The sequence below is a fragment of the Kosakonia sp. SMBL-WEM22 genome, assembly GCF_014490785.1.
Taxonomy (GTDB): Bacteria; Pseudomonadota; Gammaproteobacteria; order Enterobacterales; family Enterobacteriaceae; genus Kosakonia.
Window position 1 is genome coordinate 3,818,001 of sequence record NZ_CP051488.1, and the last position, 24,025, is coordinate 3,842,025.

Sequence of the window (24,025 nt, forward strand, 5' to 3'; positions counted from 1 at the left end):
TTCACTAACGTTGCACGGTCTGTTCAGGTACAACCTCATTATTAATAGTGTAGAGGTGGCATCCCGCCTTGCCAGCTTCCTGCTGCTTTGCGCAGTAGCCGAGCGCGCTCTCCGCCGCCTCATCGCGCGTCCTCGCCCAGTAAGAAACACCCCAGTCTCCCTGCGCGTCGATGGCGAACGCCTTTTCATAACGTTGCGATGCAGCATATTCCTGAAACGCCTTGCGCCCTTCGTCATTCAGTACCGACGGCACAGGAAGTTGCGTCTGCGGCAGTTCTGCAATGGGTTGATAAGGCAGCGCCTGCTGCTGTAAGAAGTTTGCGACCGGCTTCCACCAGAACGTCTCGGGAGCCGAGTCCATAAAGGTATGGCCATTCTCTCCAAATGCCGGCATCGCGACGAACGTCGCAGGCGCACCGTCTTTCTGGTAAGCGCTGAACATCACTTTCGCCGCCGCCGGGGGAAAGGCGCGGTCGTTGGCGGCATAGAGCCACAGCGACGGAATCGTGGTTCTCTTACCGTAATCAGTAAGCGCCTTCAGCAAACCGGGCTGGTCGCAGAAAGATTTGCCATCCAGCGCACCGCGCCCGCCGTCAAAGTTAATTATTGCCTGCACGCCGGGCGGGTTGGCCGCGCTGGTCGCCAGCATGGCGAAACCGCCGGAGGACATCCCCACCAGCACCGCCTGCTTTGGCGACGCCCACGGCTGCTGACGAATCGCCTTCAGCGCCGCCAGCAAAGTGTCGCGGTCACGCTCACCCGCCAGTTGATGATGCGGCTGCGCGCACGAGCCGCCCGCATACTCCGCCGCCCCGCTCGACTGCCCATACCCCTGGCGCAGCACAACCACCGCCGCATAGCCGTGGCGGGCGAAAGCAATTGCCGTCGAGGCATAGCGATTGGGGTTCATCACAAAGCGGTCAAAGCTGGCAGTGTCCGCCGTGCCGTTGGTAATCAGCGCAACTGGCGCAGGGGCATTGTTCGCCGGACGGGTAACAAACGCCTCCAGCAGCGCAGGCTGACCATTCTCAAGCGTCACCGGCAGCATTAGCGGCGTGCGGATCAGGCCCGCAATCTGCTGGTTTTCCGGCGCAGGGGAATTATCCGCCCAGGCGGGCAAAGATCCGTACAACAACATGGCTAACGCGATCGCTGCACGCATTCCTGACGCTCCTGGTTAACAAATTACCGCCGGGTGAGAGAGTATCCTCGCTTTACCGGGAAAAACATTGTCTGCTCCGGTAAAAACCCCACATAAGGTGTTTATTTAATGCGTTACCACATGACTTATTGCCCCATCAAATACACAGGCGCAGGTACATAATATATTTTCTGTAGATCAGATAATTCAATAAGATAACAACTTTCTGAAAAGGAGAATCTTTTTCATTTCAACGGCTTCGATTATGTAATTAAAGTAAATACACAGGCAATATTAATGCAACATATTGAAAATAAAGCGATCAACCAGAAACAATAAAAGCGGAACGGCAATGATCCGCTTTTTTCCGCATTTAGGCGATTGTTTGAATTAAGTCAAATGTGTAATCTTATTCCCGTCTTAAGGAACAACTTAAAGACAAACTAATGCAGGAATAAAAACCATCGCCTGCACTGTAACAGCATCAATTTTCTTTTATCAGTTAGCTTATTTTTATCGAAATACAGTGGTTGCTCGCATATTTATTTTCAAATAATAGTAATACCGCATCCGGTGTGGTGTTACGGGAGCAACTTATGAACGAATACAATTTTGAAGAACAGATGCAGTCTATTCAGGATCTGAACCTCTCCTATTTATTACTGGCTCAGCGTTTGATCCGTGAAGATAAGATTGCCGCCGGTTTCCGCCTTGGCCTGAACGATGCCACGCTGGAGACGCTAAGCCACTTATCGCTGCCGCAACTGATTAAACTCGCCTCTACCGGGCAGCTGATCAGCCGCCTGCGTATCGATGATGATGTAGTGATTAACTGCCTGACAAAAGATTCCCGGATCGATGCGCTGCAACGTCTGCATACCGGGATTATTCTGTCGAGCAATCTGCTTAACACGGTTGATAATAACGGCGACGAGGCAGCGTAATGAGCGAGATAATGCTGGAAGAAAAAAGCATCATGTCTGAAATTAAAGACGCGCAAATCGCGATGGAGTTAATTCAGTTTGGTGCGAGGATGCAGGTTCTCGAGAGTGAAACCAATTTAAGCCGCCGTCGTCTGTTAAAACTTTATAAAGAGTTGAAAGGCGATTCGCCGCCGAAAGGGATGCTACCATTCTCCGCTGACTGGTATATGTCGTGGGAGCAGAATATTCACTCGTCAATCTTCTACAATATTTACTGCTATTTGCAGAGAGCGGAAAAAGGTCGCTCTGTAGAGCTGATGATTAAAGCCTACCGTATCTATCTGGAACACGGTCTGGCACAGGCGGATGAGGAGCCGGTGCTGGGGCTGACCCGCGCATGGACGCTGCTGCGTTTTATGGAGGGTGGCATGCTGAAACAGACCCAGTGCGACTGCTGCGGTGGCAATTTTGTCAGCACGCCAGAGCATATGTTTAACGGTTTTACCTGTAGTCTCTGTGTACCGCCTTCACGGGCGATGAAAAAAAGCCCGCAGCTCGATTTCGCTGCCGGCACCATGACAACCCTGCAATAAGCCGCGCGCCTGGCAACAGGCGCCGCAGCGGCGGGTTATCAATGAAAGCCCCGACGAGTCAGCCAACGTGCGACTCCCGGGGCTTTCCTGTTTCTACACCCGGGAATTTACGTCAGGCGACCAGTAAAGACGCCGCGATAGTAGCTCGGCCCAATATTGAGACGCGTTAAGATATCGCGCCGGTGAACATAGGCAGTTTTCAGGCTGATGCCGAGCGTGGAGGAGACCTCCTGTGCGCTGGAGCCGGATGCCAGCAGGCATAACACTTCGCGCTGGCGGTGCGTCAGCAGCGGCAACACTGTGAGATCCTGCTGCTTCGCGCGCTTTTTCGACATCAGGCCGGTAATCGACTCAAATACCGTGCGGATCGGCGCGTTAAGGCTCAGCCGCAGCATATCCGGCAACAGCGCGGGCAGCACGGGATCGAAATCCTCACACAGCAGCAGGCAGGGCAACTCCTCTTTTAGCTCGCGCAAATAGTGGGTGGTCTGCATCAACGACATCAGGTTGGTGGCCTGGGTTGCCACCGCCACCAGAATGCGCAGCTTACTCCCCGCCGCCCGGCTCGCCTCCTCAAGGCTGTTGATATAGCTGACGCGTAAGTTGGGGCGATAGAGCTTTATCAGCGTGATCAATCCCATCGCGGAAAAGTGATCTTCACTGTAAATCAAAACATTAGCGGTACTGACGGAGGATTTCAGGCTCATAACCCCTTCCCTGGCAAACGTCACCTCCGGTGACGAAACGTGAAAAAAGCGTGGAAAAAAAACTCCCTTCATAGCTATCTGAACCCCGTAAGGATCACGAACAGGCGATCAAAAATGCCGCCCATCATATTTTCGAAGAAGGGAGCCAGCGTGAACATCACCAGCGACATGGCAACCATGCCGACGGTCAACGAAATCGGAAAACCAATGACGAAAATGGAGAGCTGCGGCGACAGGCGGTTGAGCAGTCCCATGGTCAGGTTGAGGCACAGCAGCAGAGTGATAACCGGCAAGCCGAGCATCATGCCGTAACGGAAGATCATCTCCCCGGCGCTGACCATCGCCATAAAGCCGTTTGCACCCAACGGTGCGGCGTTGATCGGAAACGCGGTGAAACTGCTGGCCAGCACTTCCAGCATATAGAGATGGCCATCAAAAGTGAGAAATAGCAGCGTGACAAAGAGGTTTAACAGGCGCGCGACCACCGGCATACTCGGGCCGCCGGCAGGATCGTAAACCATGGCAAAGGAGAGCCCCATCTGCATACCGATAATCTCGCCCGCGTGGCGCACGGCGACAAAAATCAGCTGCACGGAAAGGCCAATGGCGATGCCGATAATCAGCTGCTGGCAGCAGGCCCAGAAGCCATCCAGCGAGGCGATGGCAATGTTGCTGGCGGGCAGCTGCGGCGCAATAAGAAAAGCGGTTAACAGCCCCAGCGCTACTTTGAAGCGGGCGCTGAGCGGCTTCTCGCTGAAAATCGGCGCGGCGCCGAACAGCGCCAGCATGCGCAGGCAGGGCCAGAAGTACTGGTTTACGTTGTCATAGAGGTGAACCAGCGAGAGCGTAAACATAGTTAGCGAATAAGGTACGGCAAGGTGGTAAAAAGCCCGCGCATGTAGTCAACCAGCGTGGTTAACATCCACGGGCCGCAGGCGATAAGTACCACCACCAGCGTCAGGATCTTGGGAATAAACGACAGGGTCATTTCGTTGATCTGCGTCGAAGCCTGCAGAATGCTGACCAGCAGGCCAGCGGCCAGGGCGGCTAGCAGCAGCGGGGTGGCGATCATCAGCCCCACTTTGGTGGCCTGGAACCCCAGCGACATTACACTTTCAGGTGTCATTTTTACTCTCTTGCTAAAAGAAGCTCTGCGCGAGGGAACCGATAATCAGCTGCCAGCCATCCACCAGTACAAACAACATCAGCTTGAAGGGCAGCGAAATCGTCGCTGGCGGTACCATCATCATCCCCAGCGCCATCAGAATGCTGGCGACCACCAGGTCAATAATGAGAAACGGAATAAACAGCGTGAAGCCAATCTGGAAGCCGGTTTTCAGCTCGCTGGTAACAAACGCAGGCACCAGGATGCTCATCGGCACCGCGTCGGCATTAGCGAAGTCGCCCGCGTTGGCGATACGGGAGAAGAGCGCCAGATCCCCTTCACGCGTCTGCTTCAGCATGAAGGCACGCAGCGGCTGGGAGCCCTTCTCAATGGCAACCTCCATAGAGATCTTGTCCTGAGAGAGCGGCACCCAGGCTTCGTCATAGACCCGGTTCAGCACCGGCGACATCACGAAGAAGGTCAAAAAGAGCGCCAGCCCCAGCAGCACCTGGTTGGGCGGCGTGCTTGCCGTGCCGAGCGCGCTGCGCAGCAGCCCCAGCACAATCACGATGCGGGTAAAGCCGGTCATCATCAGCAGGATGGCGGGCAAAAAGGTGAGCGATGTCAGCAGTACCAGGGTCTGGACCGGCAGCGACCAGCTCTCGCCGTTTGCCGAGTGGGAGAGCAGAATGTCATTGTTGGCCGCCAGCGCCATCTGGGCCGGGAATAGCCATCCGGCGAGCGCCAGGCCAACGCCGCACAGAGGCATCAGCAGGCGAGCGTTACGTTTCATCTTATTTGCTCTCACTTTTGCGCCGGGCAATGCAGTTCACTAACGCGCTCTGGAAAGTCGGAAAGAACGACGCGGCTTTGTTCTCTTCAACGTCAGCCCGCTTCTCCATCGTCATCAGGTTAGTGATATTGTCCTGCGTCACGCCCAGCAGCAGCCATTTGTCCTCCACTTCGACCACCACCAGGCGCTCGCGCGCACCGATTGACTGGGTGTGTTTAACACTAAGAATGTTATGTCCCTTCACCATTCGCGTAGCGACGCCCGTGCGGCGGGCGATCCAGGCGATGGCCGCCATTAACAGGATCACCAGCGCCAGCGCGCCGATAATATTGCCGGTGCCTACAGGCGCCATTGCCGGCGCTGCGGAGACGGGCTGAACAGCATTAAGCGACTGCGTATTCATTATCTGCTCAAACGATGCATGCGCTCAGACGGGGTAATAATGTCGGTAATACGAATGCCGAACTTATCGGAGACCACTACCACCTCGCCCTGCGCGATTAAATAACCATTGATCAAAATATCAAGCGGCTCGCCCGCCAGGCCATCCAGTGAAACAATGGAGCCTGGGCTTAATCGCAATAACTCTTTGATCGTCATTTTGGTGCGGCCTAATTCCACGGTCATCTTCACCGGGATATCAAGCACCAGATTTAAATCTTCAGATAAACTCACCATTACATCATCCGCCTCAGAATGCACCTCGGCACTATTATCGCTGGACAACTGTTCGCTCATCGCGTCGCCCCAGAGGTCGCCGAGCGAAGACTTATTTGAGCCTGAATCATGTTCCATATCGCTCATACGACAATTACTCCTTCTTTAAACCTAACAATGTTGAATTCTGTAATGCATCAATCTGGATGGCATATTGATTATTCGCACTACCATATTTCCCGGTCATCACCGGCACATCATTAACAAATCCACCAAGCTGCTCGGGCTTATCCAGCGGAATAATGTCATCCGGTTTTAGCTTCATAATCCTTGAGAGACGGGTGGAGATCTCCGCAAATTTCACCACCAACTCCAGTTCGGTATCGCGCATCTGCGTCGCTAAGGAACTACGCCATTGATTATTTTCATGCTGGGAGTTTTCCAGCGGTGGATTGGTCAACAGTTCGCGAATTGGCTCAATAATGCTAAACGGAATACAAATTTGTAACTCACCGCTATGCGAGCCAATATCCACCTGAAAAGGGGTAGTCACTACAATATCGTTTGGCGAGGAGGTGATATTAGTAAATTTCACCTGTAACTCAGAACGCACAAACTCAGTTTTAATTTTAAAAATTGAGGTCCATGCATAGTCATAGGCCTCGCACGCCATCGCTAACATGCGCTGAATAATACGCTGCTCGGTTGGGGTAAATTCGCGTCCGTCCGCCTTAGTGGGGAAACGTCCATCACCGCCAAACAGGTTATCCACCGCCGTAAAGACCAGATTCGGCGAGAAGACGAAGAGCGCCGTACCGCGTAACGGATTCATGTTCATCAGGTTCAGACTGGTCATGACCGGCAGGTTACGCGCAAACTCATGGTACGGCTGAATCTTAATATTCCCTGCGGTGACATCCGGGCTACGACGCAAAATATTAAATAAGCCGATGCGAAACTGGCGCGCAAAGCGTTCGTTGATAATCTCTAGCGAATATAAACGTTCACGGACAACACGACGCTGCGTATTTGGATCGTAAGGCTTAATATTATCTTCTGGCGATGCGGGGGCGGCCGGCGCACTATTTTCACTACTGCTGGGACCGCCATTCAGAAGATTGTCGATCTCATCCTGGGATAAAATACTGTCCGACATTATGATTACCGTAAGATAAATGCATTAAACAGAACGTTTGTTACCATCGGTTTATGCAGGCCTGGAAGTGATGCGTTAACCGCATCTTTGGTTTTTGCCGCAAGCAGCGCTTTCGCCTGATCGTTAGTTAATTCAGCCGCAGTTTGTTGAGAAAAAAGCACCAGTAAATGGCTACGAATTTCCGGCAAATGTTTTTCCAGCACCGTTTTTGTTTCAGCATTAACTACCTTCAACGTCAGACCGATATAAAGAATACGGTCACTGTCATGCGCATCAGGTTTCAGGCTAACGGTAAAGGTATCGAGATCCATATAAACCGGCGCAGCCTCTACTACCGGTGTGGCGGATGATTTACCGCCATTAATATGTGTGACCTGATTTTTTAATTTACTGATTTCGACATAGGCATAAGCGCCAATTGCGCAGACACCCAGAATAACGAATAGAATGAGTAAAATTAACAGCGGGCTTTTTTTTCCGCCTTGCGCAGCATGTTTTTTCTTCGGCATTTGATGGATAACTCTGTAGTAAAAATTAAATCAACAATCACGCGACTGGCGAATGACCTGATGGAATGCCGTTATTTTAATACAGCACCCATCCAGGACAATTCATTGAAAAACTGAAATTAGTGTCAGCACCTTGCCAGTTCACGCCCGCCTATTAAGCGAAGGTGTTGATTCCGTGCGAATAATGCCTGACACGAGTGTCCACCGGGCGCTCTTCATCGGAGGAAACACTTAAATCGCCCCGCTCACTCTCAGACTTTCCTTGTCCAGAGGCGTGACCGGAGTGGGCATCTCCTGCCGAAGAGGAGGTCTCCGCGCCGACGCTGCTCTGCCCAAGCGAAATACCAGACTCCTCAAGCATGGTGCGCAGGGTCGGCATTGCCGACTCCAGCGCCGCGCGAACGTGGTGGCTCTCGGAGACAAAATGCACCTGCGCCTGGTCGTTACTCACCCGCAGGCTCACCTGTAGCGCGCCCAGCTCTTCGGGGTGCAGACGCAGCTCGGCGTGATGCATGCCGTTACGGCTAAAGACGGCAATCTGCTGCCCTAAAGATTGCTGCCAGGCCGGGGTCCCTACTTCCGCCTGGAGCGTGGCGGTAGCAACGGTGGAGGTGGCGATTGCGGTAGCAGGAGCGGTCGCTGTCACTGGCGTAGCCTGGGCGACGCTATGCGGCGTGGCAACCGGCTCGGCACTTTTTAAGTTATGCAGCGCCTGCGTCAGGCTCTCGCTGAGGGGGGCCGCCGCAGGTGAAGTCGCCAGGGCGCTGCTGTCAGCAGAGGTTAACGATGGCGCTTTACCCTCAACGGCACTCTCCGCTAACGGCATTGCGGGTTGTGCCTCGGGCCGTGTCGGCTGTGGCTTAACACCGGCAGGCAGATCCTGGGTCGGCTTTTGCTCATCCAGCACGGCGGTGAAATTTACCTGGGCTAGCGGATCGTCAGCCTGCGGCTCAACCGGCAGCGCCGCAGCGAGCAGCGGGCTTGCCGGTACGGCGGCAGCCAGTGTCGGGTCGGCACTCACCTGCGACAGTGCCGCCAGATCGGCCTGCGCTGTCTGCACGCCCTGCGCCAGCAGTGCATCCGCTGTGGCGGCGGAGACATCAAGCGGCATCGCCAGGTTTGTCGCCGCCTGGGTAAGCGGGTCGGCAGGTAACGTTGCTATCGCAGGCGTGGCGTCGACAAGCTGCGCTTTTTTATCAGCAGGCTTTTTCACCTTCTCCTGCGGCGCGCCACTCTGCCGGGTATCTTGCGTCTCCCCTGATGAGAGCAGTTTTTTCAGTTCGCCAGCGAAGTGCCCCTCTTCCTGCGCCGGAGACGCGGAAGCCGTCTGACGTCCAGCGTCAACGGGCGAGGCCGGGAGCGAATGTTGGATAATCATCTTATTTATTCCTTTGACTGGCGCGACGGGCGAACTCATCCATCATCTTCTGTTCCAGTCGGTTCTCTTTTAATAGTCGCTGTGCGTCGGCACGGTTTTTCAGTGCTTCGAAAGCATTCAGCCGCTGCTTATCTTTTCTCCATGCTTCCTGCACGTTATCCACCGTGTGCTGACTGGCAGATACTCTCCTGACTTGTTGCGCCACGACACCATCCAGTGAGGTCAAAAAGTGCTGGTGCGCCTGTAGCGCCATAATGGATACGCCTTGATCGACAATCGTCGACTGCATCTGCTCGCGATACTCTTGCGCATAGGTTTTGAGCTGGTCGAGTCGTGCGGTTTCATTAAGGTGGGTCTGGCGCGCCGAACCGAGACGGGTGGTAGTGTCGTTCAGTTTCTTCTCTGCCAACTCGCGCAGGAGATCCATCGGGTTTTGGCTCGCCATCATTTCACCTTCACATTACGCGTTATTGTCCGGTGGAAAGAGCGCCGACAGTCCGCTGAAGGAGTCGCCATACTCACAGGCCTCATGAATGCCCTGATGCAGATAGGCCTCCATTTTTGGATAGAGAGCAATCGCCCGATCAAGCAGCGGATCGCTGCCGGCGGCATAAGCCCCCACGCTCACCAGATCGCGGTTGCGCTGATACGAAGAGAGCATCTGCTTAAAGCGCTGCACCTTTTTGTAGTGCACCGGATCGATAAGTTCGGTCATCGCACGGCTGATCGACGCTTCGATATCGATCGCCGGATAGTGGCCAGACTCCGCCAGACGCCGCGAGAGCACCACGTGACCGTCGAGGATCGCGCGCGCCGAGTCGGCTATCGGATCCTGCTGATCGTCCCCTTCCGTCAACACGGTGTAAAAGGCGGTGATCGAACCGCCGCCTTTAATGCCGTTCCCGGCGCGCTCCACCAGCGCGGGCAGTTTGGCAAACACCGAGGGCGGATAGCCTTTGGTAGCGGGCGGTTCGCCAATCGCCAGCGCGATTTCACGCTGCGCCATCGCGTAGCGGGTCAGGGAGTCCATAATTAGCAGCACGTTGAGGCCGCGATCGCGGAAATCCTCCGCCAGACGTGTGGCGTAGACCGCGCCCTGCATGCGCAAAATCGGCGACACATCGGCCGGGGCGGCGATCACCACCGAGCGTTTAAGCCCCTCTTTGCCAAGAATGTTCTCGATAAAATCTTTCACTTCGCGGCCACGCTCGCCAATCAGGCCGACGACAATCACATCCGCTTTAGTAAAGCGCGCCATCATCCCCAGCAGCACGCTTTTACCGACGCCGGAGCCGGCAAACAGGCCCATACGCTGCCCGCGTCCGACGGTGAGCAGGCCATTAATGGCGCGCACGCCGACATCGAGCACGTTTTTAATCGGATCGCGCTGCAACGGGTTAAAGGGTGGCGTAAAGAGCGGCCCGCGATCGCTGGTGTTCGGTGGCGGCAGGCCGTCGAGCGGGCGGGCGCTGGCATCCAGTACGCGCCCCAGCAGCTCTGGCCCCAGCGGCAACAGCTTGCCTTTGGTGTTGTTGCCCAGCGCGTAAACCCGCGCGCCCGGCAGCACACCTTCAACGTTTTCAAGGGGCATCAGGTAGAGGATCTCGCCGTTAAAGCCGACCACTTCGCTCTCGACCCGCTGGATCCCCTCTTCACTTTCACACTCGACAATACAGAGCGTGCCGATGGGCGGCTTCAGGCCGACGGCTTCCATCACCAGGCCGGTGGCGCGGGTCAGGCGGCCGTAGCGGCGAAACAGCGGCAGCGTCGCCATACGCTTCTCGCGCAGATCGACGCCATCAAGCCATGTCTTTAACCGCGCGGTCATAAGGAGAACTCCTCCCTGCTCAGGGTGCAGAGTTCGTTCCAGCGGGTTTCGGTGGTGGCGTCAAGTTCGCCGCCGTCGGTGGTCAGGCGGCAGCCACCCGGCAGCATTTGTGCATCGGTGCAGAGCTCCCAACCGCGGGCGTGTAGCACCTCGCCAAGTTGCTCCTGTACCGCGGCAGACTCCTCCGGGCTGATCCACAACTTTATCTGGCCCAGCTGTTTGGTGTCCTCCTGCAACAGTTGCTGAATGCGGGTCAGCAGCCAGGCATTGGTGGTGGTAGAGACCACGCTTTCACCCAGCAGGCTGCGCGCCGCCATCAGCGCCACCTGCACCAGCCGCGCCGGCATCACGCTGTCGAGGCTATCAAGGGTAATTTTGACGTTATCAATCAGCTGCGCAAACTCCTGCGCCTGGCTCTGCTGTAACTGGCGGTATTCGGCCACTCCTTTCGCAATGCCCGCTTCGCGCCCCTCTTCAAAGCCCTTTGCGTAGCCGAGCTTTGTCCCCTCTTCCACGCCACGCGTCTGGCCCTGGGTAAACCCTTTCTGCTCGGCCTGTTTGCGCAGGCGGGAGAGTTCAATTTGCAGCGCCGCTTCACTCGCCGGATCGCTGGCAGGCACGGCATTGCGCAGATCGGGTTCGCTACTTAACGCGTCGTCGAGCAGATTTTCAGGCCGCCAGGCGTGCCACTGAGTCTTAGACGTAGGCATCGTCGCCTCCACCAATCACAATCTCGCCGGTCTCCGCCAGGCGACGCACCACCAGCAGGATCGCTTTCTGTTCGTTTTCGACCTGCGACATACGCACAGGGCCACGGGAGTTCAAATCGTCACGCATAATGTCGGCCTGACGTTTGGACATATTGCGGAAGAACTTGTCGCGCAACGCGTCGTCCACGCCTTTCAGCGCGACGATCAGCGACTCGTTGTCGATATCCTGCAGGATGCGCTGGATGCTGCGATCTTCCATATCGACCAGGTTCTCGAAGAGGAACATCTCGTCGATAATTTTCTGCGCCAGCTCCTGGTCGTATTCGCGTACCGCTTCGATCGCTGCATCTTCCTGGTGAGATTTCATCAGGTTGAGGATCTCCGCCGCCGGACGCACACCGCCCATCTTGTTGCGCTTGATATTCTGACCATGCAGCAGGTTGTTGAGCACTTCCGTTAGCTCCTGCAGCGCCACCGGCTGCACGCCGCCGAAGGTGGCGATACGCAGCAGAATGTCATTGCGTTCGCGCTCATCGAATTTCGCCAGCAGATCGGCTGCCTGGCTGCGTTTCAGATGCACAAGAATGGTGGCGATAATCTGCGGATGCTCATCACGGATGAGATCGAAGACCATCTGCGGCTCCATAAAGTTAAGCGTTTCGATACCGTTACGCTCATCGTTGGCCTCCAGCAGATCTTCAAGCAGGCTATTGGCACGCTCTTCGCCCAGGGCTTTTACCAGCACGCTGCGCAGATATTCATTCGTGTTGACATCCAGCACCGCAAATTCGCCGGAGTCGCGGCGGAACTCCTTCATCACCACCGCCAGCTGATCGTGGGTATAGGTGCCCATCGAGACCATGGCGCTACTGATCATGGTTACTTCATGGGTATTCAGGTGCTTAAAGACTTCGGCTGCACGCTCGTCACCGAGGGTCAGCATGACGATGGCGCTTTTCTCGGCGGCGTTCATGACGACTTCTGCTCCTTATTTAGCCATTGGCGTATCACCAGCGCGATGACCTGCGGCTCCTGGTCAGCCATTTCACGCAGGTGCTGCGCCTGTTGTTCGGTTTCGACGCGCTGCTGCGCTTTGGCGGTCTCCGCGCTCTGGCGTTTACGCACCTGCTCATCCAGCTCCGCCTGGCGCACCTCTTTCTCCATCTCCAGACGCTGGATCAGCATCTCCTGATGGCGGATCCAGAAGGGTTGCACCGCCTTGCGCCAGAGGATCCAGGCGATCAGCGCCACAAACAGATAGCGCGCGCCGGAGAGCATCAGCTTGATAAATTCAGGCTGTTTCCACAGCGGAACAGGTGCTTCCTCTTGCTGGTCGGTAAAGAGGGTATTGACGACATTCAGCGTGTCGCCGCGTTTGTCTGAGAAGCCCATCACCTCTTTCACCAGCGCATTGATCTGATCCAGCTGCGCCTTGTTGAGTGCGACCGGTTTGCCATCTTTGCCCGGCATATAGTTCACCACCACGGCAACGGAGAGGCGCTCAAGCACGCCGGTGTTGCGCTTAATGTGGGTCAGGGTTTTATCCACCTCGTAGTTGGTGGTCTCATCGCTCTGCTTGTTGTACGGTGTCAGGGCTTGTGCGGGAGCCGCTGCGGCCGCCGCGTTATTGCCATTTGCGCCGCCCTGCCGGTTAGCCTGCTGCGCCGCAGGATCTTCAATCGGCGTGGAGACCGGGGCCGGTGGCTGGTTGCTTAACGCGCCCGGCACGCCGCCGACTGCATTTTTACCGCCCTGCTCGTTGTTACTGCTCTGACGGCTGCGAATCGCCATATTTTCCGGGCGGCTGTTCGGCTGATACTGCTCCGCCGTCTGCTCATGCTGGGTGAAGTCCACCTGCGCGGTCACCTGGGTTCTGACGTTCTGCGTGCCGACAATCGGTGCGAGGATTGCCTGAATGCGGCGCTGATAATCGGACTCCATCTTGCGCACATATTGCAGCTGCGTGGTCTGGGTAGCCTGCGCGCCGTTTTGCGACATCATGTGGCCGCTCTGATCGACAATTGTTACCCGATCGGCGCTCAGTCCCGGCACAGCGCTGGAGATCATGAAAGTAATGGCACTCACCTGCCCGGAATCGAGGGTTCTGCCGTTAATCAGATTCAGCGTCACCGAAGCGGAAGGCTCTTTGCGATCCTGCAAAAAGAGCGACGGCTTCGGCATCGCCAGGTGGACGCGCGCCGAGCGTACTGGCCCCAGAGTTTCGATGGTGCGTGACAGCTCGCCCTCCAGCGCGCGCTGGAAATTGACCTGCTCGTTGAACTGGCTGATACCAAACTTCTCCTGGTCCAGCAGTTCAAAACCGACCGAGCCGCCCTTCGGCAACCCTTGCTGCGCCAGTTTGAGACGCACTTCGTAGATCTGCTCAGACGGGATCTCGATGGAGCCGTCATGCTCGGCAAAACGGTACGGCACCTGCATCTGTTTCAGTTGGGTAACAACCGCACCGCCATCCTCTTCGCTAATATTGCTATAGAGCACGCGGTAGTCTGGTTCTTTTGCCCAGAACATCAGCGCAATAACAATAGAAATAGCGGCCGCAGCCGCGACAAAAAAGAGGATGCGGGGGTTAGCCCGAATATTTTCGAGCACTGCCTTTACATCGACAATGCCTTTCTTTTTACTACCGGTGATTGTGGCAGTCATGCCAATGTCCTGTAAAAGTGAATGCCGGAATTAAAAATAAAAATAATTACGGCTCGGCTCATCTGGTATGCAATTAATAAACGCAAATGTATTTCTCAGGAAAATTCCCGGATGCGTATTATCTACAGAAAGCCCATTTTTCTAAGTGGTAATAAGGTGAAATTTGTGTCAGCTATTCACATTATGTTGTTTTTCAGACCACATGGTAAGCTTGCGGCCAATAACTCTTAAGGTCATTTTTATGTCGATGAATACATTGGGCGGCGTATTGGATCAGATTCAGTCGCAGGCCAGACAAGTCTCAGATATCAGCGCGTTAAATCCTTTTAACTCAGCGCGCAAAACAGAAAATAGTTCACAATTTTCTAATATTTTACTTAACAGCATTAACAATATTAGCGAAATGCAGACCTCTGCTAAGCAACAGTCACAGGCTTATCTCTCTGGTGTTGAGGGGATCGGCCTGAATGATGTGATGGTCTCGATTCAAAAATCGTCGGTGGCGTTAAACCTGGGTGTACAGGTGAGAAATAAACTCGTTAGCGCCTATCAGGAAATAATGAGCATGCCGGTATAACACCTAAGCAATATCTTATTCTCGATTAACGCGAAAATAGTGCTGCTATTTTCCACGGCCGAATAAGTCCGGCTGTTTTATGACTGTTAATAAAATAGCCGGCATATCGCCGGTGATTCATTTTAGCGTCACCAGCAATGTGCGTTCAAAAAACCTGTGGGTTTAAACCAACACTTATGACAACGAGCCAGAAAAATAGATTTTCATCTGCCGAAAGCGCCTCGCCCACTCCGGGAACGCTGAGCGGCTATGAATTAGAAAAAATCAGCGCGTTGATTTACCAGCGCGCGGGCATTGTGCTGACGCCGCAAAAAAAAGACATGGTGTTTAACCGCCTCTCCCGTCGCCTGCGCGAGCTGAACATGCGCAGGTTCGACGACTACATTGCGCTGCTGGTAGATAACCCCACCAGCTGCGAGTGGCAGGAGTTTATTAACGCCCTGACCACCAATTTGACCTCCTTTTTTCGTGAGGCTTACCACTTTCCGACGCTGGCGAAACATGCCCAGTCGCGCACGGGGATCTACAGCGTCTGGTGTGCGGCGGCCTCGACCGGCGAAGAGCCCTGGTCGATCGCCATGACGCTGGAAGCAGCGTTAGGCCGCAGTATCAGCGGGCCGCGCGTATTGGCGACCGATATCGACACCGATGTGCTGGCGAGAGCGGTACAGGGCGTTTATCGGCTGGCGGATATCAACAATCTGAGCGAACAGCAGAAAAAAAGCTGGTTTTTACGCGGCACAGGTGAGCAGGCAAATATGGTGAAAATCAAAAGCGAAATGCGCAACTGCGTGCAGTTTCGCCAGCTCAACCTTATCGAAAGCCAGTGGGATCTTCCCGCCCCTTTCGATGCGATTTTTTGCCGCAACGTGATGATTTATTTCGATCAGAACACCCAGGAGAAGCTGCTTCAGCGCTTCGCGAAAATGCTTAAGCCAGGCGGGCTGCTGTTTGTGGGTCACTCTGAACATTTTCAAAATATGAACAGTCCATTTCGTTTGCTCGGACAGTCCGTCTATCGCCTCGCGGAGTGAGAAGGATGAAAAAGATTAAGGTGCTCTGCATTGATGACTCGTCGCTGATTCGCAAAATCATGACGCGCATCGTCAATGAACAACCGGATATGGAAATGGTAGCGACCGCCCTCGATCCCATTATCGCCCGCGATCTGATCAAGAAGCACAATCCGGATGTATTAACGCTGGATGTCGAAATGCCGCGCATGGATGGTCTCGATTTTCTTGAGCGCCTGATGCGTCTGCGCCCGATGCCAGTGGTGATGCTCTCATCGCTGACCAGCCGGGGCTCGGATATTACCCTCAGCGCGCTGGAGCTGGGCGCGGTTGATTTTATTACCAAGCCGGAGACCGGTCTGCAGGACGGCATGGCGCACTACAGCGAGATGATTGTCGACAAAATCCGTATGGCGGCGAAAGCGCGAGTGGCCCGCCGCGACGGTAAACCGCTGCCCGGACGCATTGCGCACGGCCCGCTGATTGGCAGCGAAAAGATTATCGCCATTGGCTCATCGACCGGTGGCACCGAGGCGCTGCGCCAACTGCTGGTGCCGATGCCCGCCACCAGCCCTGGCATCGTGATTGCTCAGCATATGCCGGGCGGTTTTACCCGCTCCTTCGCCAGGCGGCTCGACCAGCTATGTCAGATGTCGGTGCAGGAGGCTGAAGAGGGCGACCGTGTCCTGCCCGGCCATGTTTATATTGCGCCAGGCGGTTTCCATATGGAGCTGACGCGCAGCGGAGCGAACTATCACATCAAATTGAGTGATGACACGCCCATCAACCGCCATCGCCCGTCGGTCGATGCGCTCTTTCACTCCGTCGCGCGCTGCGCGGGGAAAAACGCTGTCGGGGCCATTTTAACCGGCATGGGCAGCGACGGTGCCGCCGGCCTGCTGGCGATGCGTGAAGCCGGGGCCTGGACCATCGCACAGAGCGAACGAAGCTGTGTGGTCTTTGGTATGCCGCGCGAAGCGATCGCCCTTGGCGCCGCCTGTGAAACGGTCGATCTGAACCAGATTAGCCAGCACATTCTGAACCACTCGGCCGATCAGGCGCGCAGAATTTAAACACCACCCCACTACCCGTTCCACTTAATGAGTTTAGGAAATAGAGATGGCCGACAAGAACTTACGTTTTTTAGTTGTCGATGACTTCGCCACCATGCGACGCATTGTGCGCAACCTTTTGAAAGACTTGGGCTTTAACCGCGTTGAAGAGGCGGAAGATGGCCTGGATGCGCTGAATAAACTGCGCGCTGACGCTTTCGACTTTGTGATCAGCGACTGGAACATGCCCAACATGGATGGCCTACAGCTGCTGACCGAGATTCGTAACGATGCGAATTTGAAAACCATGCCAGTGCTGATGGTAACCGCTGAAGCAAAGAAAGAGAACATCATCGCCGCCGCGCAGGCCGGTGCCAGCGGTTACGTGGTGAAACCGTTCACCGCAGCAACGCTTGAAGAGAAGCTGAACAAAATTTTTGAAAAGATCGGCTGGTAACTCATGACGGCGGAAAATACGCAACCTGAAGAGGATTTCAAAGGCATCTTTTCCCGGGTCGGACAGCTGGCGCGCCTGCTACGCGATAGCCTGGTCGACTTAGGACTCGATCGCACCATTATCGAAGCAGCCGATGCCATTCCGGATACCCGTGAACGGTTGAACTATGTGGTAGGCAAAACCGCGCAGGCCGCCGAGCGCGTGCTCACCTGTGTGGAAGAGGCGCGCCCACAGCAGGAGTCGATCGTTAATAACGGTGAACAGCTGGCGGCTCGTTGGGATGCCTGGTTTGCCGCACCCGTGGAACTCGCCGATGCCCGGGAATTAGTCACCGCGACCCGGGGCTACCTGACGCAAGCACCGCAGGCGGCACGCAAAACCGATGAGCATCTGATGGAAATCATGATGGCGCAGGACTTCCAGGATCTAACCGGCCAGGTGATTCGCCGCATGATGTCGCTGATTGAAACGGTCGAGACAGAGTTAATCCAGGTGTTGCTGGAGTACGTGCCTGATGTGCCGCAGGAGAAGCGCGAGAAAGAGGATGCGGTGACGCTGGTCAATGGCCCGCAGGTCGACAGCAACAAAGCTGGTGTAATGGCGACGCAAGACCAGGTCGATGACCTGCTTGATTCGCTGGGCTTTTAAGGCAGCGGGTGCGGCCCGTGTACTGAGCAGATCATGTCAGAAGAGAGCGACGTAGAGAAAACCGAAGAGCCCACGCCCCACCGAAAACAGAAGGCACGTGAAGAGGGGCAGATCCCGCGCTCGAAAGAGCTGAGTTCATTACTGATGCTGCTGGCCGGCTGGGCGCTGCTGCTCTCTGGCGGCAATCAGTTTGCACATAACATGATGCAGCTGCTGCAAAGTGGGCTGGTGCTCAATCGGTTGCCGGTGATGGATCCGCATTCGATGTTTCATCAGGCGCGCTTTTTACTGGAGATGATGGGCAGTGCGCTGCTGCCCATCTTGCTGGGCCTCTTCGTCACCGGTATTGCCGGGCCGATGCTGCTGGGCGGGGTCAACTTAAGCGGCAAATCGTTGAAGGTTGATCTCAAGCGGCTGTCGCTGCTGCAAGGGCTAAAACGGCTCTTCTCTGCGCAGGTGATGTCGGAAATGCTTAAAGGCTGCCTGAAGGTGGCGCTGGTGGCGTGTGCCTTTGCGCTCTACCTCTACAACAACAAAGCGCATTTCATTCAGCTGGTTAACGAAGCACTGCCGATGGCGGTCGCCCATGCCATGAGCATGGTGTTTGACTGCCTGCTAATGGTGATCTTCTTCCTGCTACCGGTCGTGGGCTATGACGTCTTCTACCAAATCACGAGTCACCTGAAGAAGCTGCGTATGAGTCGCCAGGAGATCCGCGATGAGTTTAAACAACAAGAGGGCGATCCGCATATCAAGAGCCGCATCAAGCAGATGCAGCGTGCGGCGGCGCGCAGCCGGATGATGGCCGATATCCCAAAAGCGGATGTCATCGTTAACAACCCGACGCACTACTCGGTGGCGCTCTCCTACAAGGAGGGCGGCATGAGCGCGCCGACGGTGGTGGCGAAAGGTGCCGGCGATATCGCCTTAAAAATACGCGAGCTGGGCGCGCAACACCGCGTGCCGATGCTCGAAGCCCCCCCGCTTGCTCGTGCGCTCTATCGCCACTGCGATATTGGCGAGCAAATTCCGGGTGAGCTTTATAGCGCTGTCGCAGAAGTTCTGGCCTGGGTTTACGGCCTGCGACGCTGGCGCAGTAGCGGCGGCATTCCGCCGAAGAAACCCGGGAACCTTCCGGTTCCTGCGTCGATGGATTTTGCAACTGAGAGTAAAGACTGATGGCTAATCTCGCCAGCAAACTACGCCTACCGGCGTTAAAAGAAACCGAGTGGCAAATTATGGCCGGACCGGTGCTAATCATGCTGATTCTCGCCATGATGGTGCTGCCGCTGCCGGCCTTTTTGCTCGATACGCTCTTCACCTTCAATATCGTCCTGTCGTTGATGATCTTGCTGGTGGCAATGTTTACGCAGAAAACCCTCGAGTTTTCCGCCTTCCCGACCGTGCTGCTCTTCTCAACCCTGCTGCGGCTGGCACTCAACATCGCCTCAACGCGTATTATTTTGATGGAAGGCCACACCGGTGCTGCCGCGGCGGGCCGGGTGGTTGAGGCATTCGGCCACTTCCTGGTGGGCGGCAACTTCGCGATTGGTATCGTGGTCTTCGCCATCCTTATCATCATTAACTTTATGGTCATCACCAAAGGTGCGGGGCGTATCGCTGAAGTGGGCGCGCGCTTTGTACTCGACGGCATGCCCGGTAAACAGATGGCGATCGACGCGGACCTTAACGCCGGGCTTATCGGCGAAGCCGAGGCCAAACGTCGCCGCAGCGAAGTGACCCAGGAGTCTGACTTTTACGGCTCAATGGACGGTGCGAGTAAGTTCGTGCGCGGGGATGCTATCGCCGGCCTGCTGATTATGGCGATTAACGTCATCGGCGGCCTGACCATCGGCGTGTTGCAGCACGGCCTCAGCGTTGCAGAGGCGGGGGAAACTTACACCCTGCTGACCATCGGCGACGGCCTGGTGGCGCAGATCCCGGCGCTGATTATCTCTACCGCCGCCGGTGTGATCGTCACCCGCGTCTCCAACGATGAAGATATCGGCGAGCAGATGGTCGGCCAGCTCTTCAGCAACCCGCGGGTGATGGTGCTCTCGGCTGGCGTTATCGGCCTGCTGGGGCTGATCCCCGGTATGCCGAATTTTGTCTTTCTGATGTTCACCGCCATTCTGCTGGGGCTCGCCTGGTGGATGCGTGGCCGCCAAATGAAAAAACCGGCGGGTGCCGGGCGCGGTATCGCGCGGGATGATAAAGATAGCGTCAGCGCGCAGGCTGCTAACGATCACGCCTCGGCGGAAGCATCATGGGAAGATGTCGAGATGGAAGATGTGCTCGGCCTTGAAGTGGGCTACCGCCTGATCCCGCTGGTTGATAGCACACAGGATGGCCAACTGCTGGTGCGCGTGCGCGGTATCCGTAAGAAGTTCGCCCAGGAGATGGGCTTTCTGCCGCCGCCGATCCATATTCGCGACAACCTTGATTTGGCGCCTGGTCATTACCGTATTCTGCTGAAAGGCGTGGAGATTGGCAGCGGCGATATTGAGTCCGATCGCTGGATGGCGATCAACCCCGGCTACGCCGAAGGGACGCTGCCCGGTACGCCGTGTGTCGATCCAGCGTTTGGTCTGCCCGCCTGCTGGATCGATGAGGTGATGCGTGAACAGGCGCAGATCCAGGGCTTTACGGTGGTTGATCCCAGTTCGGTGATCGCCACCCACCTGAATCATCTTGTCACGTTACACACCGAGGAGCTGTTCAGCCGCCAGGAGACGCAGCAGCTGCTCGATCGCATCACCAAAGAGATGCCGAAGCTGGTAGAGGATCTTATCCCGGGGGTCATCTCCGTGACGCTGTTCCACAAAGTGTTGCAAAACCTGCTCTCTGAGCGCGTCTCAATCCGGGATATGCGCACGATTATTGACACACTGGCAGAGTATGCGCCGATACAGAGCGATCCGGATGAGCTGACTGCGCAGGTACGCGTGCGTTTAGGCCGCGCAATTACCGCCCAGTGGTTCCGTAATGATAACGACATCAAAGTGATTGGCCTCGACAGTTCGCTTGAGAAGTTGCTGATTCAGTCGCTGCAAAGCGGCAGCGCCATCGAACCGGGGATTGCGGAAAACCTGATGCGTCAGGCCGATCGCGCGATTACCGAGCAGCAGGCGATTGGCGTCTCGCCGGTGGTGTTAGTCAATCCGGCGCTGCGCACCATGGTGTCGCGCTTCCTGCGCCGCGCTTTTCCGCAATTGGGGGTTCTGTCGACGATGGAGATCAGCCACAACAAAACGGTGCAGATGACCGCCGTGATTGGCACTAGCGCATGAAGTTCGCCCTGTTAATGAGTCTGCTGCTGGCGTTGCCAGCGGCGGCATCGCAGCAAGGTGCCTGGAGTGCTACCAGCGCCGGCGGCAGCGTCAGCATCGGTAAACAGGTGCTACGCAGCCGCCCGCTGCACGCGCCCGACGCAATCCCCTCCTCCGCAAATATCACGCGCATTGCCTGGCGCATCACGCTGCTTACCCCTCCCCCTTCGGGGTTACAGGTTAAGCTCTGTCGCATTGATAAGTGCCTGCTTCTGCCTGCGCTTGCCGGTACGCTAAGCGTTAAAATACCGCTCGCCGCAAAAGGTGAGTTTCGTTTTATCTATTCTATTAACCGTGCCGGGCAACTTCAGTCGCCGCTTAATGTGCTGCGTAATCAATTAACCGTGAATTATCGTTAAGGTAAATAAAAAGGCTCCAGGTGAGAATGAACCTACAGCCTTTTTTATAAACTTAATGTAATGAAGGGGCTTGATGGAGGGTATAAAGTTGGCTGCACCGGGCACCACGATGTATAGAGGATAAATTCTGCTTTAACGTATCTAAACGCGCCCGTAAATTACGGGTGATTTCAGCTTCATTATCGAGCAACTGTTGTAACAGAGCTTTTAACGCCTCTTTTTCACTGGCCGAAAGCGCATCCGAACTGTTATTAAAAATATCCTGCTTCTTAATGACATAACGCGATGCGACCTCAATAAAATCATCCCAGCGCGCTTCTCTCGCCATTTGCAGAATCGCCAGGTTCATCTCATACAGCTCACGGTAGTAAAGAGGGATCATTTCAGCCATAGCGCACCCTTTTCTGTACCGGTTCAATCTCTTTCCACGTTTCAGCCAGCTTCACTAATAAGCCATCAATATGTTTTAACGGCGTTGGGTCGTTATGCAGATTCGCTTCAAGCAGGGTACGCGACATATATTCATACATCTGCTCCAGATCTGCGGCGATACCTTTGCCGGTTTCATGATCGAGCGCGGCACGCAGCCCGTTATCGATAATATTGATCGCTTTAGAGATCATTTTGCCGCGCTGGGCGACATTGCCGTTTTCGAAATGAATCACCGCCTGCAAGATAGCGCTGTGCGCGCCATCGAACAGCATGGTAATTAACTGGTGCGGCGTTGCGCCAGCCAGTTTGCTCTGCAGCGAAACCCGGGCGTAGGCGTTAGCGCCTTGTGATGCATACATATAACGCTCCTGAAAGCAGGCCTGTTACGACCTGCTAAAAGTTAATAATTAGAGAGTGGAGAGCAGTGAGGTCAGCTGCGAGCTCATGCTATTGAGGTTCGACATCAGGGAGTCCAGATTCTGGAACTGCACGCGGTAAACCTCCACCTGCGCATCAATCAGCTTCTGAGTCTTGTCGATCTGCGCCTGCACAATTTCAGTCTGCTCTTCCAGGCTTTCGGTCGCACCTTCGATAATGCCGTCGTTGTCACTCTTCGAATCGCCGAGGTAATCGGTCATGATTGTGCCAAGCGAGGTCGCCAGCCCTTCGTTATCGCCACGGCCGGTAAACATGGTGGCGATCTCTTCCGGGTTATCGGCAATCGCTTCGTCCAGCGTGTCCTCATCCAGCGTCATCTGGCCTGTTGCGGCATCGATAGTGATGCCTAAATCCGCCAGCGAACCGTAAGTCGCGCCCGCATCGCCATACACGCCGTTAACGGTTGAGCGCAGCTCGCTTACTAACCCGCGCAGCGTGGAATCCCCCATTAGCGAACCGTTATCTGAGTTTTCGGTCGCCACTTCGTCGTCGCTTAACTCGGAGGTATCCGCCGCGACATATTTGCTGGAGGAGGTGGTTTGCGTCAGCAACGCGTTGTACTGCTTAACAAAATCTTGCAGGCTGGTCTTGATCGCCGAGGTATCGTTGGTCAGCGTTAACTGCTCCGCTTCGCCATTTTCCGATACGGTTTTCAGGTTCAGCGTGACGCCATCAATAATGTCGGTGATGTTGTTGCTGGAGCGGGTGTAATCCGAGCCGTCGACGCGCAATTTGGCATCTTTCGCATCGGAGACCGAAATCATATTGTCGCTCTGGCCCGCGTCATTAATCACCTGACCCTGATCGTCAATATGCTGACCGCCGTTAGAGGTATCAAGCACCCCCGCCAGCGCGGCATCACCCTCCACTTTAACCGTCATCTCGCCATCAGTACCGGTGGTTTTCGAGCTCAATACCAGCTGGTAGCCATCATCGGTACGCTGTACCGAGGCGGTGACGCTGCCCTTCTCTTTATTGATCGCTTTTGCAATCTGGTTCAGCGAGGTTTCATCATCTTCCAGCTCGACTTCCATGGTTTTGCCGTCGTTCTGGGTGATGGTGATGGTGCGCGTCCCACCGTTGGTATCGCTACCAAGAGTGGTATCAGCACTGGTTTGCGCCTGGGTTTTCAGCTTGTGCGCGGCGGCTAACTGGGAGATGGTTACCGAGTGGCTATCGGCCTGTGCGCTGCTGTTTGCCGTGGCGGTAAACGCCTCGTTACTGCTGACGTTAAACTTATTAAAGGCATCACCGCCCATGGTGGTGATGCTTTTTTGCAGCGTCGACATCAGGCTGGAGATTTTGCCCCAGTCAGAAATCTGCGACTCATATTTACTCTTAAGATTGGTATAAGGCGTCAGCCGGGTCTGCTCGGCCGCCTGAATCTGCTCCAGCATAGAGGCTGTATCAATCCCGCCGGTACCGACGCCTAGTGATGAAATACCCATTTTTTCTCCTGTCGGAAATCACGTTTTGCGGTGGTTCTCTATTAAGCTATCGGCGCAGAAAAATAAAAGATGAATTTTTTACCATTACCTTAATGGCAAAAATATATC

Annotated in this window: 28 protein-coding genes; 10 read left to right on the forward strand and 18 right to left on the reverse strand. The window is 55.3% G+C overall.

Annotated elements, in window-relative coordinates; all coding sequences use genetic code 11:
* Positions 1 to 4: 4 nt before the first annotated feature.
* Positions 5 to 1,138: a CocE/NonD family hydrolase gene (locus HF650_RS18315; RefSeq protein WP_223284339.1), complete on the reverse strand. Its 1,134-nt coding sequence runs from the start codon at positions 1,136 to 1,138 to the stop codon at positions 5 to 7.
* Between the two features lie 599 nt (positions 1,139 to 1,737).
* On the opposite strand from HF650_RS18315, the gene flhD reads away from it, so the two are divergent.
* Both flhD and flhC read left to right on the forward strand, forming a co-directional pair.
* On the forward strand, positions 1,738 to 2,085 hold the full coding sequence (flhD, locus tag HF650_RS18320) for a flagellar transcriptional regulator FlhD (RefSeq protein ID WP_187799815.1): 348 nt from the start codon (positions 1,738 to 1,740) through the stop codon (positions 2,083 to 2,085).
* Positions 2,086 to 2,099: 14 nt separating this feature from the next.
* Positions 2,100 to 2,657 carry a flagellar transcriptional regulator FlhC gene (flhC, locus tag HF650_RS18325; RefSeq protein ID WP_187802753.1) on the forward strand — a complete coding sequence of 186 codons (558 nt, stop codon included), beginning with the start codon at positions 2,100 to 2,102 and terminating at the stop codon, positions 2,655 to 2,657.
* 107 nt (positions 2,658 to 2,764) lie between these two features.
* On the opposite strand, the gene HF650_RS18330 is transcribed toward flhC, so the two are convergent.
* The 14 genes from HF650_RS18330 to fliF form a co-directional block, all read right to left on the reverse strand.
* A complete protein-coding gene (locus HF650_RS18330) occupies positions 2,765 to 3,364 on the reverse strand; it encodes a LuxR C-terminal-related transcriptional regulator (protein WP_187799816.1) in 600 nt (199 codons plus the stop codon).
* A 74-nt stretch (positions 3,365 to 3,438) separates the two neighbouring features.
* Positions 3,439 to 4,218, reverse strand: coding sequence for a flagellar biosynthetic protein FliR (gene fliR / locus HF650_RS18335; RefSeq protein ID WP_042712436.1), 780 nt, complete (start codon positions 4,216 to 4,218; stop codon positions 3,439 to 3,441).
* A 2-nt stretch (positions 4,219 to 4,220) separates the two neighbouring features.
* A complete protein-coding gene (gene fliQ, locus HF650_RS18340) occupies positions 4,221 to 4,490 on the reverse strand; it encodes a flagellar biosynthesis protein FliQ (protein WP_187799817.1) in 270 nt (89 codons plus the stop codon).
* A gap of 13 nt (positions 4,491 to 4,503) precedes the next feature.
* Positions 4,504 to 5,184, reverse strand: coding sequence for a flagellar type III secretion system pore protein FliP (fliP, locus tag HF650_RS18345; protein WP_223284340.1), 681 nt, complete (start codon positions 5,182 to 5,184; stop codon positions 4,504 to 4,506).
* Positions 5,185 to 5,263: 79 nt separating this feature from the next.
* Complete coding sequence (gene fliO / locus HF650_RS18350; protein WP_187799818.1) at positions 5,264 to 5,665, reverse strand: flagellar biosynthetic protein FliO; 402 nt, start codon at positions 5,663 to 5,665, stop codon at positions 5,264 to 5,266.
* On the reverse strand, positions 5,665 to 6,066 hold the full coding sequence (gene fliN, locus HF650_RS18355; protein ID WP_187799819.1) for a flagellar motor switch protein FliN: 402 nt from the start codon (positions 6,064 to 6,066) through the stop codon (positions 5,665 to 5,667). The genes fliO and fliN overlap by 1 nt, the downstream gene beginning before the upstream one ends.
* Positions 6,067 to 6,073: 7 nt before the next feature.
* A complete protein-coding gene (gene fliM / locus HF650_RS18360) occupies positions 6,074 to 7,075 on the reverse strand; it encodes a flagellar motor switch protein FliM (protein WP_187799820.1) in 1,002 nt (333 codons plus the stop codon).
* 5 nt (positions 7,076 to 7,080) lie between these two features.
* Positions 7,081 to 7,584, reverse strand: a complete 504-nt coding sequence (locus tag HF650_RS18365) for a flagellar basal body-associated FliL family protein (RefSeq protein ID WP_187799821.1) — start codon at positions 7,582 to 7,584, stop codon at positions 7,081 to 7,083.
* Between the two features lie 154 nt (positions 7,585 to 7,738).
* Positions 7,739 to 8,962, reverse strand: a complete 1,224-nt coding sequence (locus HF650_RS18370; RefSeq protein WP_187799822.1) for a flagellar hook-length control protein FliK — start codon at positions 8,960 to 8,962, stop codon at positions 7,739 to 7,741.
* Position 8,963: 1 nt separating this feature from the next.
* Entirely contained in the window at positions 8,964 to 9,410 is a 447-nt protein-coding gene (gene fliJ / locus HF650_RS18375) for a flagellar export protein FliJ (RefSeq protein WP_223284210.1), read from the reverse strand.
* A gap of 12 nt (positions 9,411 to 9,422) precedes the next feature.
* Positions 9,423 to 10,790 (reverse strand): flagellar protein export ATPase FliI, encoded by a 1,368-nt coding sequence (fliI, locus tag HF650_RS18380; protein ID WP_187799823.1) that lies wholly within the window; start codon positions 10,788 to 10,790, stop codon positions 9,423 to 9,425.
* Complete coding sequence (locus tag HF650_RS18385; RefSeq protein WP_187799824.1) at positions 10,787 to 11,500, reverse strand: flagellar assembly protein FliH; 714 nt, start codon at positions 11,498 to 11,500, stop codon at positions 10,787 to 10,789. The genes fliI and HF650_RS18385 overlap by 4 nt, the downstream gene beginning before the upstream one ends.
* Complete coding sequence (gene fliG, locus HF650_RS18390) at positions 11,487 to 12,473, reverse strand: flagellar motor switch protein FliG (protein ID WP_187799825.1); 987 nt, start codon at positions 12,471 to 12,473, stop codon at positions 11,487 to 11,489. The genes HF650_RS18385 and fliG overlap by 14 nt, the downstream gene beginning before the upstream one ends.
* A complete protein-coding gene (gene fliF / locus HF650_RS18395; RefSeq protein WP_187799826.1) occupies positions 12,470 to 14,164 on the reverse strand; it encodes a flagellar basal-body MS-ring/collar protein FliF in 1,695 nt (564 codons plus the stop codon). Before fliF ends, fliG begins: the two co-directional genes overlap by 4 nt.
* A gap of 241 nt (positions 14,165 to 14,405) precedes the next feature.
* Between fliF and fliE the strand changes: the two genes are divergently transcribed.
* The 8 genes from fliE to HF650_RS18435 all read left to right on the forward strand — a co-directional run bounded on the left by fliE (position 14,406) and on the right by HF650_RS18435 (position 21,599).
* On the forward strand, positions 14,406 to 14,741 hold the full coding sequence (fliE, locus tag HF650_RS18400; RefSeq protein ID WP_187799827.1) for a flagellar hook-basal body complex protein FliE: 336 nt from the start codon (positions 14,406 to 14,408) through the stop codon (positions 14,739 to 14,741).
* A 176-nt stretch (positions 14,742 to 14,917) separates the two neighbouring features.
* Positions 14,918 to 15,775 carry a CheR family methyltransferase gene (locus tag HF650_RS18405; RefSeq protein ID WP_187799828.1) on the forward strand — a complete coding sequence of 286 codons (858 nt, stop codon included), beginning with the start codon at positions 14,918 to 14,920 and terminating at the stop codon, positions 15,773 to 15,775.
* Positions 15,776 to 15,780: 5 nt separating this feature from the next.
* Positions 15,781 to 16,827, forward strand: a complete 1,047-nt coding sequence (locus HF650_RS18410; protein ID WP_187799829.1) for a chemotaxis response regulator protein-glutamate methylesterase — start codon at positions 15,781 to 15,783, stop codon at positions 16,825 to 16,827.
* 46 nt (positions 16,828 to 16,873) lie between these two features.
* A complete protein-coding gene (cheY, locus tag HF650_RS18415; RefSeq protein ID WP_187799830.1) occupies positions 16,874 to 17,263 on the forward strand; it encodes a chemotaxis response regulator CheY in 390 nt (129 codons plus the stop codon).
* A gap of 3 nt (positions 17,264 to 17,266) precedes the next feature.
* Positions 17,267 to 17,911: a protein phosphatase CheZ gene (cheZ, locus tag HF650_RS18420; protein ID WP_187799831.1), complete on the forward strand. Its 645-nt coding sequence runs from the start codon at positions 17,267 to 17,269 to the stop codon at positions 17,909 to 17,911.
* A 33-nt stretch (positions 17,912 to 17,944) separates the two neighbouring features.
* Positions 17,945 to 19,090 (forward strand): flagellar biosynthesis protein FlhB, encoded by a 1,146-nt coding sequence (flhB, locus tag HF650_RS18425; protein WP_187799832.1) that lies wholly within the window; start codon positions 17,945 to 17,947, stop codon positions 19,088 to 19,090.
* Positions 19,090 to 21,201, forward strand: coding sequence for a flagellar biosynthesis protein FlhA (gene flhA / locus HF650_RS18430; protein ID WP_187799833.1), 2,112 nt, complete (start codon positions 19,090 to 19,092; stop codon positions 21,199 to 21,201). Before flhB ends, flhA begins: the two co-directional genes overlap by 1 nt.
* The gene (locus tag HF650_RS18435) at positions 21,198 to 21,599 is read left to right on the forward strand and encodes a flagellar protein FlhE (protein ID WP_187799834.1); all 402 of its coding nucleotides are present in this window, start codon (positions 21,198 to 21,200) and stop codon (positions 21,597 to 21,599) included. Before flhA ends, HF650_RS18435 begins: the two co-directional genes overlap by 4 nt.
* 52 nt (positions 21,600 to 21,651) lie before the next feature.
* Here the strand turns inward: HF650_RS18435 and fliT are convergent, their stop codons facing one another.
* From fliT to fliD, 3 genes are read right to left on the reverse strand one after another with little or no spacing between them, the layout of a single operon-like run.
* Positions 21,652 to 21,990 (reverse strand): flagellar protein FliT, encoded by a 339-nt coding sequence (gene fliT, locus HF650_RS18440; RefSeq protein WP_187799835.1) that lies wholly within the window; start codon positions 21,988 to 21,990, stop codon positions 21,652 to 21,654.
* Positions 21,983 to 22,390, reverse strand: coding sequence for a flagellar export chaperone FliS (gene fliS, locus HF650_RS18445; RefSeq protein WP_187799836.1), 408 nt, complete (start codon positions 22,388 to 22,390; stop codon positions 21,983 to 21,985). The genes fliT and fliS overlap by 8 nt, the downstream gene beginning before the upstream one ends.
* Positions 22,391 to 22,438: 48 nt before the next feature.
* A complete protein-coding gene (gene fliD / locus HF650_RS18450; protein ID WP_187799837.1) occupies positions 22,439 to 23,917 on the reverse strand; it encodes a flagellar filament capping protein FliD in 1,479 nt (492 codons plus the stop codon).
* Between the last annotated feature and the right edge of the window lie 108 nt (positions 23,918 to 24,025).

Bases quoted from the DNA above. Each gene is read 5' to 3' on its own strand.
- HF650_RS18315 (WP_223284339.1), bottom strand. From the start codon at position 1,138: ATGTTGTTGTACGGATCTTTGCCCGCCTGGGCGGATAATTCCCCTGCG.
- flhD (WP_187799815.1), top strand. From the start codon at position 1,738: ATGAACGAATACAATTTTGAAGAACAGATGCAGTCTATTCAGGATCTG.
- HF650_RS18330 (WP_187799816.1), bottom strand. From the start codon at position 3,364: ATGAGCCTGAAATCCTCCGTCAGTACCGCTAATGTTTTGATTTACAGT.
- fliR (WP_042712436.1), bottom strand. From the start codon at position 4,218: ATGTTTACGCTCTCGCTGGTTCACCTCTATGACAACGTAAACCAGTAC.
- fliQ (WP_187799817.1), bottom strand. From the start codon at position 4,490: ATGACACCTGAAAGTGTAATGTCGCTGGGGTTCCAGGCCACCAAAGTG.
- fliP (WP_223284340.1), bottom strand. From the start codon at position 5,184: ATGGCGCTGGCGGCCAACAATGACATTCTGCTCTCCCACTCGGCAAAC.
- fliO (WP_187799818.1), bottom strand. From the start codon at position 5,665: ATGAATACGCAGTCGCTTAATGCTGTTCAGCCCGTCTCCGCAGCGCCG.
- fliN (WP_187799819.1), bottom strand. From the start codon at position 6,066: ATGAGCGATATGGAACATGATTCAGGCTCAAATAAGTCTTCGCTCGGC.
- fliM (WP_187799820.1), bottom strand. From the start codon at position 7,075: ATGTCGGACAGTATTTTATCCCAGGATGAGATCGACAATCTTCTGAAT.
- HF650_RS18365 (WP_187799821.1), bottom strand. From the start codon at position 7,584: ATGCCGAAGAAAAAACATGCTGCGCAAGGCGGAAAAAAAAGCCCGCTG.
- HF650_RS18370 (WP_187799822.1), bottom strand. From the start codon at position 8,962: ATGATTATCCAACATTCGCTCCCGGCCTCGCCCGTTGACGCTGGACGT.
- fliJ (WP_223284210.1), bottom strand. From the start codon at position 9,410: ATGATGGCGAGCCAAAACCCGATGGATCTCCTGCGCGAGTTGGCAGAG.
- fliI (WP_187799823.1), bottom strand. From the start codon at position 10,790: ATGACCGCGCGGTTAAAGACATGGCTTGATGGCGTCGATCTGCGCGAG.
- HF650_RS18385 (WP_187799824.1), bottom strand. From the start codon at position 11,500: ATGCCTACGTCTAAGACTCAGTGGCACGCCTGGCGGCCTGAAAATCTG.
- fliG (WP_187799825.1), bottom strand. From the start codon at position 12,473: ATGAACGCCGCCGAGAAAAGCGCCATCGTCATGCTGACCCTCGGTGAC.
- fliF (WP_187799826.1), bottom strand. From the start codon at position 14,164: ATGACTGCCACAATCACCGGTAGTAAAAAGAAAGGCATTGTCGATGTA.
- fliE (WP_187799827.1), top strand. From the start codon at position 14,406: ATGTCGATGAATACATTGGGCGGCGTATTGGATCAGATTCAGTCGCAG.
- HF650_RS18405 (WP_187799828.1), top strand. From the start codon at position 14,918: ATGACAACGAGCCAGAAAAATAGATTTTCATCTGCCGAAAGCGCCTCG.
- HF650_RS18410 (WP_187799829.1), top strand. From the start codon at position 15,781: ATGAAAAAGATTAAGGTGCTCTGCATTGATGACTCGTCGCTGATTCGC.
- cheY (WP_187799830.1), top strand. From the start codon at position 16,874: ATGGCCGACAAGAACTTACGTTTTTTAGTTGTCGATGACTTCGCCACC.
- cheZ (WP_187799831.1), top strand. From the start codon at position 17,267: ATGACGGCGGAAAATACGCAACCTGAAGAGGATTTCAAAGGCATCTTT.
- flhB (WP_187799832.1), top strand. From the start codon at position 17,945: ATGTCAGAAGAGAGCGACGTAGAGAAAACCGAAGAGCCCACGCCCCAC.
- flhA (WP_187799833.1), top strand. From the start codon at position 19,090: ATGGCTAATCTCGCCAGCAAACTACGCCTACCGGCGTTAAAAGAAACC.
- HF650_RS18435 (WP_187799834.1), top strand. From the start codon at position 21,198: ATGAAGTTCGCCCTGTTAATGAGTCTGCTGCTGGCGTTGCCAGCGGCG.
- fliT (WP_187799835.1), bottom strand. From the start codon at position 21,990: ATGGCTGAAATGATCCCTCTTTACTACCGTGAGCTGTATGAGATGAAC.
- fliS (WP_187799836.1), bottom strand. From the start codon at position 22,390: ATGTATGCATCACAAGGCGCTAACGCCTACGCCCGGGTTTCGCTGCAG.
- fliD (WP_187799837.1), bottom strand. From the start codon at position 23,917: ATGGGTATTTCATCACTAGGCGTCGGTACCGGCGGGATTGATACAGCC.